This is a genomic window from Actinosynnema sp. NPDC050801 (assembly GCF_040673975.1).
Classification (GTDB): domain Bacteria; phylum Actinomycetota; class Actinomycetes; order Mycobacteriales; family Pseudonocardiaceae; genus Actinosynnema.
Window position 1 is genome coordinate 236,122 of the sequence record NZ_JBFAQZ010000003.1, and the last position, 15,652, is coordinate 251,773.

The 15,652-nt window shown below is 71.5% G+C and carries 11 protein-coding genes and 2 pseudogenes; 5 read left to right on the forward strand and 8 right to left on the reverse strand.

Annotation, left to right across the window (positions count from 1 at the left end; genetic code table 11):
• The first annotated feature begins 281 nt into the window (after window positions 1-281).
• Together AB0K14_RS09115 and AB0K14_RS09120 are read left to right on the forward strand one after the other, a co-directional pair.
• Window positions 282-959 carry a response regulator transcription factor gene (locus AB0K14_RS09115; RefSeq protein ID WP_360451224.1) on the forward strand — a complete coding sequence of 226 codons (678 nt, stop codon included), beginning with the start codon at window positions 282-284 and terminating at the stop codon, window positions 957-959.
• The gene (locus tag AB0K14_RS09120) at window positions 956-2,389 is read left to right on the forward strand and encodes a HAMP domain-containing sensor histidine kinase (protein ID WP_360451227.1); all 1,434 of its coding nucleotides are present in this window, start codon (window positions 956-958) and stop codon (window positions 2,387-2,389) included. Before AB0K14_RS09115 ends, AB0K14_RS09120 begins: the two co-directional genes overlap by 4 nt.
• On the opposite strand, the pseudogene AB0K14_RS09125 reads toward AB0K14_RS09120, so the two are convergent.
• The 3 genes and pseudogenes from AB0K14_RS09125 to AB0K14_RS09135 form a co-directional block, all read right to left on the reverse strand.
• A pseudogene (locus tag AB0K14_RS09125) lies at window positions 2,386-2,820 on the reverse strand (response regulator transcription factor); the annotation flags it as partial. The gene AB0K14_RS09120 and the pseudogene AB0K14_RS09125 sit on opposite strands and share 4 nt — an antisense overlap.
• A gap of 384 nt (window positions 2,821-3,204) precedes the next feature.
• A pseudogene (locus AB0K14_RS09130) lies at window positions 3,205-3,411 on the reverse strand (response regulator transcription factor); the annotation flags it as partial.
• Window positions 3,408-4,574 (reverse strand): sensor histidine kinase, encoded by a 1,167-nt coding sequence (locus tag AB0K14_RS09135; protein WP_360451229.1) that lies wholly within the window; start codon window positions 4,572-4,574, stop codon window positions 3,408-3,410. The pseudogene AB0K14_RS09130 and the gene AB0K14_RS09135, both read right to left, overlap by 4 nt.
• 167 nt (window positions 4,575-4,741) lie before the next feature.
• Between AB0K14_RS09135 and AB0K14_RS09140 the strand changes: the two genes are divergently transcribed.
• The 3 genes from AB0K14_RS09140 to AB0K14_RS09150 all read left to right on the forward strand — a co-directional run bounded on the left by AB0K14_RS09140 (window position 4,742) and on the right by AB0K14_RS09150 (window position 8,195).
• Window positions 4,742-5,674: an ATP-binding cassette domain-containing protein gene (locus tag AB0K14_RS09140; RefSeq protein WP_360451232.1), complete on the forward strand. Its 933-nt coding sequence runs from the start codon at window positions 4,742-4,744 to the stop codon at window positions 5,672-5,674.
• A 287-nt stretch (window positions 5,675-5,961) separates the two neighbouring features.
• A complete protein-coding gene (locus AB0K14_RS09145) occupies window positions 5,962-7,422 on the forward strand; it encodes an ABC transporter permease subunit (RefSeq protein WP_360451235.1) in 1,461 nt (486 codons plus the stop codon).
• Window positions 7,419-8,195, forward strand: a complete 777-nt coding sequence (locus tag AB0K14_RS09150) for an ABC transporter permease (RefSeq protein ID WP_360451237.1) — start codon at window positions 7,419-7,421, stop codon at window positions 8,193-8,195. Before AB0K14_RS09145 ends, AB0K14_RS09150 begins: the two co-directional genes overlap by 4 nt.
• Before the next feature lie 9 nt (window positions 8,196-8,204).
• Here the strand turns inward: AB0K14_RS09150 and AB0K14_RS09155 are convergent, their stop codons facing one another.
• From AB0K14_RS09155 to AB0K14_RS09175, 5 genes are all read right to left on the reverse strand, one after another.
• A complete protein-coding gene (locus AB0K14_RS09155) occupies window positions 8,205-8,585 on the reverse strand; it encodes a hypothetical protein (RefSeq protein ID WP_360451240.1) in 381 nt (126 codons plus the stop codon).
• Window positions 8,586-8,729: 144 nt separating this feature from the next.
• Window positions 8,730-9,086 (reverse strand): hypothetical protein, encoded by a 357-nt coding sequence (locus AB0K14_RS09160; RefSeq protein ID WP_360451242.1) that lies wholly within the window; start codon window positions 9,084-9,086, stop codon window positions 8,730-8,732.
• Window positions 9,087-9,089: 3 nt separating this feature from the next.
• Window positions 9,090-10,922, reverse strand: a complete 1,833-nt coding sequence (locus AB0K14_RS09165) for a hypothetical protein (RefSeq protein ID WP_360451245.1) — start codon at window positions 10,920-10,922, stop codon at window positions 9,090-9,092.
• Window positions 10,919-13,711: an ATP-binding protein gene (locus AB0K14_RS09170; RefSeq protein ID WP_360451247.1), complete on the reverse strand. Its 2,793-nt coding sequence runs from the start codon at window positions 13,709-13,711 to the stop codon at window positions 10,919-10,921. Before AB0K14_RS09170 ends, AB0K14_RS09165 begins: the two co-directional genes overlap by 4 nt.
• Before the next feature lie 5 nt (window positions 13,712-13,716).
• Window positions 13,717-15,573 carry a hypothetical protein gene (locus AB0K14_RS09175; protein ID WP_360451249.1) on the reverse strand — a complete coding sequence of 619 codons (1,857 nt, stop codon included), beginning with the start codon at window positions 15,571-15,573 and terminating at the stop codon, window positions 13,717-13,719.
• Between the last annotated feature and the right edge of the window lie 79 nt (window positions 15,574-15,652).

Here is a 15,652-nt window from a genome sequence, read left to right on the forward strand (position 1 = left end):
CCGCTATTCGCAGGTTCGCCGCTCGCGGGTCCGCCGCTCGCGGGTCCGCCGCTCGTGGGTCCGCCGCTCGCGGGGCCGTTCGTTCGTGGGTCCGCCGTGCCCCGGGTGCGCTGGGAAACACCCGGGGCACGGCCGGTCGCCGCCCCCCTTGCCTTTCGGCGACCGGCGTGGACCCCCTCCGGACCACTGACACGACTATGGGGCACGGCTGCTGAAGCAAACCTGAAGGAACCTGAAGCGGACTTCAGCTCCGCCGGTCCACGCCACGGCATAGTTGGCGCATGCGGGTACTGGTGGTCGAGGACGACCGGCGCTTGGCCGAGCTGCTCAGCCGCGGTCTCACCGCGGAGGGGTTCGCCGTCGACGTCGAGCACGACGGCCGCGACGGGCTGTGGCGGGCCACCGAGCACGCCTACGACGTCATCGTGCTCGACGTAATGCTGCCGTCCCTGAACGGGTACCGCGTGTGCGAACGGCTGCGTGCCGCCGGGGTGTGGACGCCGATCCTCATGCTCACGGCCAAGGACGGCGAGCTCGACGAGGCCGAAGGGCTGGACACGGGCGCGGACGACTACCTGACCAAGCCGTTCTCCTACCTCGTCCTGGTCGCCAGGCTGCGCGCCCTGGTCCGCCGGGGTGGGGTGGCTCGGCCGACCGTGCTGCGCGCCGGCGACCTGGAACTGGACCCGGCGCTGCGGTCGTGCCGCCGCCGTGACGTGCCGATCGCGTTGACCGCCAAGGAGTTCGCGGTGCTGGAGTACCTGGTCCGCCACCGCGACCAGGTGGTCACCAAGGCGGAGATCATCCAGGGGGTGTGGGACTCGGCGCAGGACCCGGACCCGAACCTGGTCGAGGTCTACATCTCCACCCTGCGGCGCAAGGTCGACGCCCCGTTCGGGCGGCGGAGCATCACCACCGTCCGGGGTGTCGGGTACTGCGTGCGGGGTGACGGCGAGTGAGCGGCCGGCGGTCGCTGCGGGTCAGCGTGACGGTGGTCGCGACGGTGGTGATCGCCCTGCCGCTGCTCGGCATCGCCGCCGTGGCCGCGGTGTTCCTGCGGGACCAGGCGATGCGGTTCGACACCTCGCCCGCGAAGATCAGCCTGATCTGCGTGGCGGGCAGGCTCACCAGCCCGTTCCCGCCGCCGGAGAAGCGGCAGGTCGCGGCCCCCGTGTCGCTGGGGGCGCGCTGCGCGGGCGGCGCGCACGAGATCGCGATCACGTCGGAGCGGATCGGGACCTTCGCCGTGGAGGGCATCGCGGACAGCGACAAGGTGGTGACCTACGAGGCCGAGTACAGCTCCGTGGCGCAGATCCCGGAGCTGTCGCTGTGGCCGTTCACCGATCCGCGCGGCATCAGCTACCGGCAGGTGCTCGACACCGGCGTGAGCCTGCCGAGCAGGCCGGTGTCGAGCCTCGGCGCGTGGCGGCAGGACCTGATCGACGCCCAGACGTCGCTCAACCAGCACGTGCTCGGTCTGGTTGCCGGAGCGTTGCTGCTCACCGGGCTGTTCGCGATCGTGGTGTGGTTGGCCACTGGGCGGGTGCTGCGGCCCGTGGAGGCCATTCGGCGGGAGGTCGCCGACATCACCGAGCACGACCTGTCGCGCCGGGTGCCCGTGCCGGGGACGCGCAACGAGATCGCCCGCCTGGCCGGCACGGTGAACACCACGCTGGACCGGTTGCAGGCGGCGGTGGAGGACAACCGGCGGTTCGTCGCCGACGCGTCGCACGAGCTGCGCAGCCCCATCGCCGCGCTGCGGGCCGAACTGGAGATCGCCCACGCCCACCCGGACCTGACGGACTGGCGAGCGGTGGTGGACGGCGCCCTGCACGACACCTACCGCCTGCAGCAACTGGCCGGTGACCTGCTGATGCTGACGCGGCTCGACCACACGGCGTCGATGGCCTCGAACAACGTGGTCGACCTGGCCGAGCTGGTGCGCGCGGAGGCCGCGCGCCGCCGTTCCGACCACGTGCTGACCACCGACCTCGTCGAGCGGCCGGTTCCGGTGCGCGGCAGCCGGTCCCTGCTGGCGCGGTTGTTGGGCAACCTGCTGGACAACGCCGAACGCCACGCCACCTCCCGGATCACGGTGCGTTTGGCCGTGGTCGGTCCGCTCGCGCGGCTGGACGTGGTGGACGACGGGCCGGGGATTCCGCCCGAGCACCGCGAGCGCGTCTTCGAACGCTTCACCCGCCTGGACGACGCTCGCACCAGGGAGACCGGGGGCACCGGCCTGGGTCTGCCCATCGCGCGCCGCATCGCCCAGCTGCATCGCGGAGCGCTGGACGTGGTCGACGCGCCGGGCCACCGCGGCACGCGGCTGACCGCCGCGTTGCCCGTGCTGCCGGTGTCGTCGGTGTCGTCGGTGACACCTGACGCCTAGCTGCGGGAGCGCGGCACGACCAGTCCCGACTCGTAGGCCGCGACCACCGCCTGGGTGCGGTCGCGCAGGCCCAGCTTGTTCAGCACCCGGCTCACGTGCGTCTTCACCGTCTCCTCGGTGACCACGAGCCGGGCCGCCACCTCCGTGTTCGACAGGCCCTCCGCGATCAGCCGCAGCACCTGCGTCTCCCGTGGAGTGAGGGCCGACAGGCCGGACCCGGACGTGGCCGGCTCGGGCCGCAGGCGGGTGAACTCGCTGATCAGGCGACGGGTCACCGTCGGCGCCAACAACGCCTCCCCGGCCGCGATGACCCGCACCGCGTCGAACAGCTGCTCCGCGGTCACGTCCTTGAGCAGGAAGCCACTGGCACCCGCGCGCAACGCGTCGTAGACGTACTCGTCCAGGTCGAACGTGGTGAGAATGAGAATCCGCGGCCCATCCTTGCCGCTCTCACCACCCTCGCCACTCCTCCCGCCCTCGCCGCTGCCACCGCTCCTCCCTCGCTCGCCGCTGCCACCGCCTCCTCCTCCCCCGCCGCCACCGGCCTCATCACTCCCCCCGCTCCTGCCGCTTCCGCTCTCGCCGCTTCTCCCGCCCTCTCCGCTGCCACCGTTCTTCCCTCGCTCGCCGCCGCCTCCCCCGCCGCCACGGGCCTCAACGCTCCTCCCGCTTCCGCCGTCCCCGCCGCTCCTTCCTCTCTCGACCTCCCCGCCTTCGCCGCTTCTCCCGCTCGCGCCCTCACCGTTCCGCCAACCCGGGCCGCTGTCACCGCTTTTCCCGCTTCGCCCGCCCCTGCCGCTCGCGGCACAGAGTCGGCGGGTGGCTTCGATGCCGTCCACACCCGGCATCCGCACGTCCATGAGCACGACGTCAGGTGTCAGCTCGCGGCAGATCTGCACCGCCTCGCCGCCGTCGGAAGCCGTGCCGACGACCGTGAAGTCCGGTTGGGTGTCGAGCAGCGCGGCGTACCCGGTGCGGATCACCTGGTGGTCGTCGGCGACCACGATTCGGACGGCGCTCATCCGTCCGCCCTCGCCGGGAGGCAGGCCTCGACCACGAACCCGCCCCCGCCCGCCGGCCCTGTGCGCAACCGACCCCCAACAGCCGCCGCGCGTTCGCGCATACCAGTCAACCCGTGCCCGCCGGGCGGTGTCGTGGCGGGCGGACCGGGCCCGTTGTCCCTGATGCGCAACCGCAAGGCCTCCTCGGTGTAGTGCAGCTCCACGTCGACCGCCGCGCCGGGCGCGTGCCGTCGCGCGTTGGTGAGGGCTTCCTGGATGATCCGGTAGGCGGCCAGCTCGACCCCCGGGTCGAGCCCGGCCGGTGCGCCGGAGACGATGAGCCGCGCACCGGCGCTGGACGTGTCGCGTGCGTTGTCTAGCAGTTCGGTGAGCTGCTGCAACCCGGGCTGCGGGTGCCGTTGCGCGACCTCCTCCGGCGCGTCCTCCCGCAGCACGCCCAGCAGCCGCCGCATCTCGGTCAGCCCGGCGCGCGCGGTGTCGCCGATCTCCGACAGCCGCTGGGCACCGGCGGCCGGCATGCCGGGCGTGGTCAGCCTGGCCGTCTCCGCCTGCACGGCGATCATCGAGATGTGGTGCGCCACGACGTCGTGCAGCTCTCGTGCGATCCGGGCCCGTTCACCGCGCGCGGTGTGCTCCCGCAGCCTCCCGGACACGGCCTGCCGGGCGGCGCGGTGCACGAGCGCCTCACCACGTGCCCACCGGGCCATCCCGACCCAGGCCGCCGCCGGTCCCAGCGATGCGGCCAGCACGGTCAGACCCGCTTCCCACGAGGCCTCACCCCAGAGGGCGAGCACCAGGTACGGCGCGGCCAGGCAGGTGGCCAGGACCTGCCCGCCGGCTCGGCCGAGCCGGTACAGCACGACCAGCTGCGCGCCCAGCCCGGCCACGGTGAGGCTGTGGAACAGCCCGAGCGACAACATGCCCGCGGCCGAGACGGCGATCGCGGCCGACCTCGGCGGCAGGAACACCGACGGCCCGGTGGTGGCCAGGGCGAGCAGGCCGAGCACCAGGACCAGCTGCGCGTCCACGCCGCTGGTGACCGCGCGCAGGGCCGACTCGGTGACCGCCGCCGAACCCAGCAGCGCCCCGGCCACGACCGGGGCGTGCGGGATCGCGGCGATCCGCCGTGTCCAGCCGCCGTACCGGTCGCTTCCTCCGCTCACGTGGATCATTGTGGTCGCCGGCCCGGGTCTGCGCGTCACTCGCAGGTGGTGAAGTTGCCATCCCCCACGAGAGGGACTGCAACGCCGGTCATCCCCCACGCCAGCCACTCCGAAAACGGCTCTCCGGCGTGACGACCACGAACACCCCGCTGCCTAGCCTTTCTCCCATGGAAGCAACCATCGAAGTCTCCGGGCTGCGCAAGCGGTACGGGCCGACCGTGGCGCTGGACGGGATGACGTTCACCGTCGCACCGGGGAAGGTCACCGGGTTCGTCGGCCCCAACGGCGCCGGGAAGTCCACCACCATGCGGGTGGTCCTGGGCCTGGACTCGGTCGACGAGGGCCATGCGCTGGTCGGCGGCCGGCCGTACCGGAGCCTGCGGCACCCGTTGCGGCAGGTCGGTTCCCTGCTGGACGCCTCCGCGTTGCAACCGAGCCGCACCGGCCGCAACCACCTGCTGTGGTTGGCGCACTCGCAGGGTCTGGGCGCCCGGCGGGTGGACGAGGTGGCCGAGCGGGTCGGGCTCACGTCGGCGGTCCGGCGCAAGGCGGGCGGCTACTCGTTGGGCATGCGGCAGCGGCTGGGCATCGCCGCGGCGCTGCTCGGCGACCCGCCGGTGCTGGTGCTGGACGAGCCGGTCAACGGCATGGACCCCGAGGGCATCCGGTGGATGCGCGGTTTCCTGCGGTCGCTGGCCGCCGAGGGTCGGGCGGTGCTGGTGTCCAGCCACCTGATGAGCGAGTTGCAGGACACCGCCGACCACGTGGTGATCGTCGGCCGGGGCAAGGTAATCGCCGACGTCGGCGTGGCGGAGCTGATCGAGGCCGCGTCCGGTGAACGGGTCACCCTGCGCACCAGCGCCCGCACGCAGGCGGTGACGGTGCTGGCGCGGGCGGGCGCGACGGTCGCCGTCACCGGGCCCGAGGCACTCACCGTCTCCGGGTTGTCCGGTGAACGCGTGGTGGCGCTGCTGGGCGAGAACGCGGTGCCGTTCTCCGAGGTGTCCGCACACCGCGCGTCCCTCGAAGAGGCCTACATGGAGCTGACCAGGGACGCGGTCGAGTTCCACGCGACCTCGACCGAGGAGGCGGCAGGATGACCTACCAGTCGCGGGAACGCGCCGATCAGGACGGCTCCGAGCAGGACGGCTCCGGACAGGACGGACATCAGCGGAACAGGTCCGGGCAAGACGAGTCCGGGCATGACAGCTCCGAGCAGGATGGAAGTCAGCGGTACAGATCCGGGACAGACGGGCTCGGGCGGGACAGGTCCGGTCAGGATGAGTTCGGGCAGGACGGATCCGACCGGAACCGATCCGACCGGAACGGATTCGGGCGGAACGGATTCGGGCAGGCGCTGCGCGCCGAGTGGACGAAGCTGCGCACAGTGCGCGGCTGGGTGTTCGGCTTGGTGGCGGCGGGGTTGGTGATCGTGCTGATGGGGTTGTTCGCCGCGGCGGCGAGCAACTTCTCGTGCAGCGGCCCTGAAGGCAAGCCGTGCGCCGGCCGCACGCCGACGCTCGGCCCGGGTGGCGAGCCGGTGATCGACAACTTCTCGTTCGCGCACCAGGCGTTCACCGGTGACGGCAGCATCACCGCCCGCGTGCGGTCGCTGACCGACGTGTCCATTCCGGACGGCGAGGAGCCGGTGGAGGACATCCAGCCGTGGCGCAAGGGCGGCATCATCATCAAGCAGAGCACCACCCCCGGGTCGCCCTACGCCGCGTTGACGCTGACCGGCGGCCACGGCGTTCGGCTTCAGCACAACTTCACCGGCGACGTCGCCGGCACGCTGCACGCGATGCCGAGTTGGCTCCGTCTTACCCGGTCGGGTGACACGATCACCGGCCACGAATCGCCCGACGGGGTGAACTGGCACCTCGTCGGCGCGGTCACCCTGCCCGGGCTGCCCTCGACCGTGCGGGCCGGGCTGTTCGCCACCTCACCCCAGTACGAGGTGATCAGCCAGTCGTTCGTCAGCACCACCGGCAACAGTTACCCGACGCGGGCGACGGCCGAGTTCGACCGGATCGACCTCCAGGGTTCGTGGCCCGCCCGGGAGTGGACCGCCGAAACCATCGGCGCCCTGGGCGGGCCGGGAGCGGCACCGGGTGTCGACATCGAGGAGACCGCCGACGGCGTCACGGTGAGCGGGTCGGGCAACATCGCACCGATCGTGGCCGGTCGCGGTGGGCTGGGCAGGACGATCGAGCGCCGGCTGGTGGGCGCGTTCGCCGGGCTGATCGCGATCATCGTGGTCGCGGCGACCTTCATGACCTCGGAGTACCGGCGCGGTTTGATCCGCACCAGCCTGACCGCGAGCCCGCGGCGTGGCCGGGTGCTGGCGGCGAAGTCGGTGGTGATCGGGGTGGTCACGTTCATCACCGCGCTGGCCGCCGCACTGGTCGCGGCGCCGCTGGTCCGGGCGGTGGAGCTGGACAAGGGGTTCTTCCTGTTCCCGGTGCCGACCGCGACCGAGCTGCGGGTCATCGTCGGCACGGCGGCGTTGCTCGCGGTGGCGGCGGTGTTCAGCCTGGCCGTCGGCACGGTGCTGCGGCGCAGCGCGGGTGCGGTGGCCGCCGTGGTCGTGGCGATCGTGCTGCCGTACGTCCTGGCGATCGCGGGTGTGCTGCCGGTCGGACCGTCGGATTGGCTGCTGCGGATCACACCGGCCGCCGCGTTCGCCGTGCAGCAGAGCCTGCCGGAGTACGCGCAGGTCGCCGCGAGCTACACGCCCGCGGACGGCTACTTCCCCCTCAGCCCGCTCGGCGGTTTCGCGGTGCTGTGCGGCTACACGGCGGTCGCGCTCGGCGTGGCGGTCTTCGTGCTGCGGTGGAGGGACGCGTGACCGAGGTGTTGCGCGTGGAGTGGACGAAGCTGCGCACCGTGGCGGGAACGGCGTGGCTGCTGGCCGCCGTGGTGCTGCTGACCGTGGCGCTGGGCGTGGTCGCGTCCACGTCGGTCGGCTGCTCGGGCCTGGGCTGTGGGCAGGACCCGGCGAAGATCAGCCTGACCGGGATCGCGTTCGGGCAGGCCGTGGTCGTCGTGCTGGCCGTGCTGGCGGTCGGCGGCGAGTACAGCACCGGGATGATCCGGGTGACGTTCGCGGCGGTGCCGCGCCGGTCCGCGGTGCTGATCGCCAAGGCAACCGTGGTCGGTGCGCTGGTGCTCGTCGCGGGAGCAGTGGCGGTGCTCGTGTCGGTGCTGGCCGGGCGGCTGATCCTGCCGGGCAACGGTTTCACCGAGGCAAACGGTCACGCGGTGCTGTCCCTGGCCGACGGGTCGGTGGTCCGTGCGGCCGTCGGCTCGGTGCTGTACCTGGTGCTGGTGGGGCTGCTGAGCCTGGGAGTGGCCACCGCGGTGCGTGACGCGGCGGCGGCCATCGGCATCATGCTCGGGCTGCTGTACCTGTTCCCGATCGTCGCCGCCGTGGTGTCCGATCCCGACTGGTTCAAGCGCTTGCAGCGGATCAGCCCGATGACTGCGGGCCTGGCGATCCAGGCCACCAAGGACGTCGACAGCCTGCCGATCAGCCCGTGGGCAGGACTGGGCGTGCTCGGCCTGTGGGCTGTGGGAGCGCTGCTCGCGGGCGGCCTGCTGCTCCGGCTGCGCGACGCCTGACCGCAGTCGCTACTCGGGCCGCCGGTTCGGCCTGGGCAGCAGCAGGTGCACCGCGAAGGCCGCCACGGTCGTCAGGACGACTTGGTAGAGGATCGAGAGCCGCGGGTCGCTGCCCACGGTGAACACCGCGTCCAACCCGGTCGTCACCACACCGGCCAGGGTCAACATGCCGGTGACGTGCCAGCCGAAGAAGCCCGCCGTCCAAGCCACCAGCGGCCACCGGTTGCGGTCGGGGCGTCGCAGCACCAGGTAGGTGGAGAACGCCGCGGCGGCGTTGAAGGCCACGCCGACGATCTGCAATTCGACGGGTTCACCCGACAACAGCGTGGCAAGCGTTTGCGCCACCACCAGCGCGATCACCGACCAACATCCGACCTGAGTCTTGTCCACCTCCGGGATGCTAGGTCAACACGGCCGTCGGCGGACGAACGCCCGCGTTTGTCCGCCGTTCGGCGCACGGCATCCCGGCCATGCAAGTCCGACCTCGGCACGGCATAGCCGACCGGTCAACGCGCCTGAGGGCGTCGGGCGAGGTCAGGCGCGGCCGTAGGACTTGTCCTTCACCACGACGCCCTGTTCGTCCCATTTCCGGTGGAGGAGCAACTTGCCGTCGTCGGAGAAGTGGCGTTCTTCGGCCGGGGTGCCGTCGGCGTACCAGGTGCGGTACAAGCCGACCGGCTTGCCGTGATCGACGTGCCACTCGGCCGACAACCGGCCATTGGCGTGCCAGGACTGCCCTTGACCGTGCTCGACACCGTCCAGGTATGACGTGACCGAGGTGATGCGACCGTCCCGCTTCTTCTCGACCACCTCACCGGTGTACGGCTTTCCTTGGCGGTAGGCCCGGTCTCCTGAATCCTGCCAGTCGATTTCCGACTCGTCGACGCGCATGTGTCACTCCGGGGGAAGCGGCTTGTTGTCGGGTAGATGCCGATCGCCTTCGAACCTACCACTGCCGGATTGGACGCCGACCAATAGCGCATCGCAATTGCCGCAGAGCGGAGCGCTGGACAAACCGTCTTCCGCCGGGTCTTTGGTCATCATGACGTCGACCCGGAATTCGTCGAGCACGCTGATGGGGAGGTGTTCGTCGGTGCCCAGTTCTCCGTCGGCGCGCAATCGTTCCTCACGGGCGAACAGGGCCTCGTTGACGCCCTTCACTTCCGCGTGCCGCAACGGCAGGTCGCCCGACGGGAATTCACGGGTCGCCGGAGAGCCGTCATCGTTGAACTGCTGAACACCGTCTTGGTAGACCGGGTACTCCCCGCGCACGCTCTCCCGCTGCTCGATCAAAGCCGGGTGGGTCTCATCGTCCTGCAACTCGGTGCCCCGGCGACCGTTGGTCGTTTCGAACACCTCGCCGGTTCGCTGGTCCAGCGTCCAGGAGACGCAGTTCCCGGTGGCGGAGCCGGGTACGTCGTTCGGGTGGTCCGGGTCGTACTTGGCGGCCATGAACTCGTCGCCACGACGTTGAGCGAGGTCGCTCATCCAGTCATTGACCGGCTTGTCGTCAACGTGGCTGATCAGATCAGTCTCGGAGTCTCGCGTCAGCCGTTCCTCGGGCAGGGTGCCCAGCGATTTGGACTCGGGGTCGACGTCGACTGCCTCGTCGTACGGCTTGTCGCGCTCATTGGGCTGTTGTTCTGAACCCTCGGCGGTGGCGTCGTCCTCGGCAGGGGGCACCTCAAGCGAGTCCTCGGTGTCGACGGATGTCGCGACCGGGAACTCGCCCGGAACGCCGGCGTCCTCGCCGACCACGTCCTCGTCCGCCGACGCCGGCGGCACCTCGGCATGGGTCTCGCTCTCGATCTCGGCCTGCGACTGCGCCGCCGACGCGGCTTCCTCTGCGGCCTGTGCTTCGTCTTGCGCCTGCGCTTCCTCGGCTATCGCCTGTTCTTGTGCGTCCGCCTGCTCTTGCGCGTCCGCCTCCGCCTTGGCTTCCGCTTCGGCTTTGGCGTCCGCTTCGGCTTTGGCGTCCGCTTCCTGCTGGGCGTCAGCCTCCTGCTGCTGGGCGTCTTCTTCCTGTTTCTGCTGCGCTTCAGCGTCTTCCTGCTGCTGCGCGTCCTCCTCCTGCATCTGCTGCGCCTCAGCATCCTCCTGCTGCTGAATGTCCTCCTCTTGCTGCTGGGCGTCAGTTTCCTGCTGCTGGGCGTCGGCCTCCTGCTGGGCGTCAGTCTCCTGCTGCTGGACGTCCTCCTGCTGCTGAGCGACGTCCTCCGTCTCGGTCTCCGTGGCCGCTGTGGTCTGTGCGTCGTCCTCGGCTTCAGGCGGAGTGTCGGCTTCTGGCGGGTCGGCCGCGTCCTCGTTGACAACCGGCGGGTTCTCGGTGGCGAGGTCCTCGGCGACCGGATCTGCGGCCTCGGACACAGGAGGTGGTGTTGTCGGTTCGGCTTCCGGAGGCGGTGGTTGGCGGTCGTCGTCGGCTTCGACGGTCGGGCTCTCGTCCTCTGTGGACGCTTCCGACTCCACAGGGGTCGTGGCTTCCTCTGCCTCGACCATCGCCGAACCGGCACCGGCGTCGGCACCGGGGTCCGGTGATTCGGGTGAGCCCTCCTCTACCCCGGCATCCGCCGAGGAGGTCATCGCGTCACCCGCGCCCGAGGTCGTTTCCGTCGCTGAAGACTCCTCCGCCGCGGACTCGACCATGGCCTCGCCGGCACTGGCAGGTGGCTCCGCCGGCGGTTCCGGCGGGGTGGTGTCGGTGGTCTCCGGGCTGTCGCCACTCATGTCGGCTTGCCGCGGAACCGGATCGGCCAGTTGCCGGGGAACGGCTCGAACAGGGGCAGCACCGCCCGCAGGGCCTGCACCGGATCCTCCAGGCCCGAGTACTCCCTGGTTGCCGCAGTCAACGCGTCCGGACGGTCACGGCCGATGAAGACCCGTTCCAGGTCACGTTCGGCGTTGCTGCGGCGCAGGAGTTCGGCGTACTGCTCGTCCCGCGTCCGACCCGCGAGCACCAGGCCCCGCTCGGCCCACGACGCCGTGTCCGGGTGCGCCTCGGCGGTCTTGGTGCGATGCAGGGCGACCAGCACGTCGTGCCACCGGTACGGACCGGCCTGCCACTCGACCTCCACCCCACACCCCGTGCCGCCGCCGGCCAACCGCTCCCTCGCCCGAACGGCCACGTGCGCGGCCAAGTGGTCGGGGTCGTAGAACGGCACCAGGTCCCGGTACCGCACGTCGACCGCCCGCTGCGCCAGCAACCCGACCGCGCGCTCCAACTGCGGCAGGTCGCCGTCGAGGCGGGCCAACCAGCCACCGACCGGCATGGGCGACGGGTAGCCGATCACGTGCGACAGCACCAGGAGTTCCACCCAGGTGGTCAGCTCCGGCTGCTGCGCCACCTGCCAGGCCTCGCTGATCTCCCGCAACGTGCACGGCGTCGCACGGCACTCCGGCCGGCACGCCACCGTGTGCATCCCGACACCCCGCACCGTCCCCAGCGGCACGTCGACGGACTCGCGGTCCTCACCGAGCGGGATACCGAGCAGCACCGGGCGGTCCATCCCGTCGGCGAACACGGCCGCACGGCCGGGCGGCAGCGACACCACGTGCCGCGACTGCACCTCGTCCAGGTTCATCGTCGCGCCCACCGCCTCCCGGTCGTCCGCGGCGGGCAACCGGTGCACGATCTTGAGCGCGGTGTTCTTCAGCACGTCCGGGATGATCTTGGCCGGGATCTGCTCGGCGATCACGACACCCTCGCCGTAGGCGCGGATCTCCGCCAGCAGCGCGGCGAACATCTCCACCGCGTGCGACGCGGGACTGCCCGGCAGCACGTTCTTCAGCAGCCGGTGCGCCTCCTCCACCACCGTCACGTGCCGCAGCCGCACCGGACCGGGCACCCGCCGCATCCGCAGGTGCTCGACCAGCCGGATCAGCACCGCGCCGATGAAGAACGCCTTGTCCTGGTCGTTGCCGACGTCCTCGATCTCCAGCACCACGTTGCGCCGCAACAGGTCCGCCACGTCCAGCGGCAGCCCACCCTCGAAGAACCGACCGGGCGTGCCCAGCCGCAACGACCCGAGCCGCACGTCCACGAACCCCCGGACGTTGGCGCTGATCTCCTTGCCGTACCCGATCTCGTCCACGACCCGGCGCGCAGAGTTCTGCAGGTCGCGCAGCGTCGGGTACCGGGGCGCGGCCCGCGGGAACCGGCTGCTGCTCAACGTCAGGTTCCAGCCGTACTCCTCGTAGGAGCGGGTCAACGCCTGCGCGAGCACCTGCGGGAACGGCTCCTCCGCCTGGAACGCGGCCAGGAACAGCTCGCGCACCAGGTCGACGTGCGTCTGGAGGGGGAACCCCGGCTCGGGTTCGAGCGGGTTGAGCCCCAGCGGCACAGCGCCGGGATCGCCCGGCCGGATCACGGCCACCTCGCCGTCGGGCCACAGCCGACCGGCCATCCGCGCGTACTCGGCCTTGGCCGGCTCGATCACCAGCCACGGCACCCCGGCCCGGTGCAGGCCTTCCAGCAGGTGCCGGACCGTCTGCGACTTGCCCGAACCGGTCGCGCCCGCGACGAACACGTGCCGGTTCACCGTGCCGGCGCCGACGCTGAGCTCACCGACCGGTCGGCCGGCGGTGTCGAGCACCGAACCCAGCGGGATCGACCCCGCCACCTCGGAGGTCAGGTCGAACTCGGCCCGCTCCACCAGCCGCACGCCGGGCACCTCGCGCACCGGCGGCCGGGCCAGGATCGACAGCAGCTCGGAACTGCCCGAGAACGGCGAGGACGCGCCGTCGACCGCGCGCACCGGTGCGGCGTCGACCTCGTCCAGCGAACCGACGTCCGCACCGGGTCGCAACGCGTACGGCAACTCGTCCAGGTCACCGGAACTGCACAGCAACGCAGCCGCGCGACGCGCGTTCGACTCGGTGTCGGCGCCGACGAACACGTGCACGTTCCACATGCCGCTCACCCGCGCCCGCGACAGCTCCCGGTAACGGCCCTCGGCGCGTTCCAGCGCCACCCGGTCGGACTGCGAGTTCTCGCGCTGCCGCAGGCGCGGCACCTCGTTGGCGATCGACAGCAGCTCGAACTCGACCGCGTCGGAGGGCACGGGCTCGGCCACCACGACCCAGGCGAACGGCTGACCCATGAACACCACGTAGTCGTCGAAGCCGCCGCGGCGCTGGGGGATGCCGTTGCCCTCGTCGCCGGGCAACCACAGCGAGTCCGCCTGCCCGGTGCACCGCAGCCACGCCCCGAACTCGCCGAACAGCTCCTCGACCTCGTCGCCGGGCACGGGTTCGCCCACGCTGCCCGGCGGGTAGAGCAGCGCGTCGTCGCCCGCGGGCGGGAACCGCGGCCGGCCGCCGACCAGCACGTGCACCCGTTCCGAACGCGGGCGCCGCAGCCACGCCGTCGCCAGCACCGGGCGGTCCGCGCCGGAGCCGGCCAGTTCCACGTGGGCGGCGGTCAGCGCGGCGAACAGCTGAGCCGGACGCGGGTCCGGGTCCATGCCGCCGGGCACGGCCAGCACCCGGTGGAAGTTCACCCCGTCGAGTGGACGCACGGCGGTCAGCCGAGCCGCGGGTGCTGCGAGACCTTGTCCAGCAGCACGATGCCGGGGTTGCAGTCTCCGAGCACCGCGCGCCGCCCGGACTGGGCCGACTCCACCATGATGAACGAGGTGACCGGTAGCGCCTGGATCGACGTGGGTTCCACCGAGAACTCGTAGACCCGGCTCTCCGTGCGGCCGTCGGTGGTCGAGTCGGCCTCGGCGTAGCTCTCCGTGTTCTGCCACGTCGACGTGCGGGTCCGGGTGACCGACGAGTTGAATCCGCTGCTGTAGGACGACGTCCCCCCGCCTTCGCCGGAGAAGCCGCTGGAGCTGGACGAGCTGTGGCCGGTCGTGCGGGCCACGCTGTCGGACCCGCCGAGGCTCACCGCACGACCCTCGGTGATCGTCTTGCCGAACTGGTAGGTGAGCTGGCTGAGGGTGAACTTGTGCTCGCGGCCGATGTACTCCGCGGCGACGGCGGCCTCCTTGCCGTTGCCCAGCCGCATCACCACGGACACGCTGTCGGCCGAGCCGAGCAGCTGCTGGAGGTCCTCGTCCAGCCGGTGCATCATCAGCACCAGCATCACGCCGGTGCGCTCGGCCTGGCGGGCCAGCTCGCGCAACGCCGACACCCCGACCTCGTCCGCGCCCGCGATCACCAGCACCCCCGAACCGCGGCCGCGCGGCGTGTTGCGCAGGTCGTGCAGCACGCGGTGGAACAGCAGCCGGTCGATCAGGTCCTTGCGGCGGCGGTGCGAGCTGGTCGTCTCGATCACCGCGACACCGCGTCGCGGCCAGTACGACTGGAGCGACGCGCCACCGGCGGGCGTCACGTCACCGCGCACGACCAGGTCGAGGACGCTGGACAGGAACTGCAGTTCCTGGCGGGTCTGGTCGGTGTGCACGACCACGTCGACGGCCGCGTTCAGCTGCCCGACCTCGGCGGCGGTCAGCGGCCCGCCCGGTCCCCCGTCGTAGATGCGGCGCAGCACCTTGAGACCGGCCGCGAGCCTGGCGAACGTGGCCGGTTCGACCAGCCGGTCGAGCACCGCGACGAACAGCTCGGCGTCGAGCGCGCGCAGGTCGGGGCCGTTGCCCGCGGGCCGCATGGTCGACACGGCCTCGGCCAGCAGCTCGGCCAGCTCCTCGCTGCCCAGGCCCTCGACCAGGTCGAGGTCGGCGAACCGCTCGGGCAGCTCCAAGCCGGTCACGGGCAGGTCCTGCGCCGTCGACACGGCCGCCAGACCGCCCGCGACCTGCTGTTCGGTGAAGTCGAGCACGAACACGCCGTTGCCCTGCTCGAGCAGCGCCGCGCCGAACGTGGCGAGCAGGCTCGCCCAGCCGTCCTCGGTGCCGCCGAACACGTCGATCCGGCTCGGCCTGCCCCGCAGCACCAGCGGGTACCAGCGCTTGGTCGACACCCACCGCATGAGCTCGGCGGCGTTGTGCGCGTTGACCCGGTCCTGCCAGTGGGACGTGGCGCGCTGGTAGTCGTGCCAGAGGTTCTCCCGGTACGTGCGGTACTCGCGGCGGACCTTGGCCGCGCTCATCCGCGTCGAGACGATCGGCACGACCAGGATCACCAGGCCGATGCCGCACAGGACCAGGGCGCCGGGCACCGCTTCCGGTCCGGTGGACAGCACGAACAGCAGCAGCATCAGGCTGGGGACGAGGACGAGCAGGCCGCAGCCGATGGCGGCGCCGGGCACCCGCTGCTGCATCCCCGCGGGCACCGGCGGCTCGTACCAGCCGGGCGGCTGGTTCGCCTCCGGGCTCGGTGTGATCGGAGCGGGCTCGACGTGCTCCCAGCCGAGCCGGTCAACGGTCACGGACAGCCGGTCGACCAGACCGCTGTCGAGCGTCCCTTCGGGCACGCGTCCACCTCCACGTAGGGTCATGGGACCGTACCGAAGGGTCGCCGGAGGGCGGCCGGGAATCGACCAACTCGCCCTG

Excerpts from the sequence above, each read along its gene's own strand:
- AB0K14_RS09115 (WP_360451224.1), top strand. The coding sequence starts at position 282 with ATGCGGGTACTGGTGGTCGAGGACGACCGGCGCTTGGCCGAGCTGCTC.
- AB0K14_RS09165 (WP_360451245.1), bottom strand. The coding sequence starts at position 10,922 with ATGAGTGGCGACAGCCCGGAGACCACCGACACCACCCCGCCGGAACCG.
- AB0K14_RS09160 (WP_360451242.1), bottom strand. The coding sequence starts at position 9,086 with ATGCGCGTCGACGAGTCGGAAATCGACTGGCAGGATTCAGGAGACCGG.
- AB0K14_RS09140 (WP_360451232.1), top strand. The coding sequence starts at position 4,742 with ATGGAAGCAACCATCGAAGTCTCCGGGCTGCGCAAGCGGTACGGGCCG.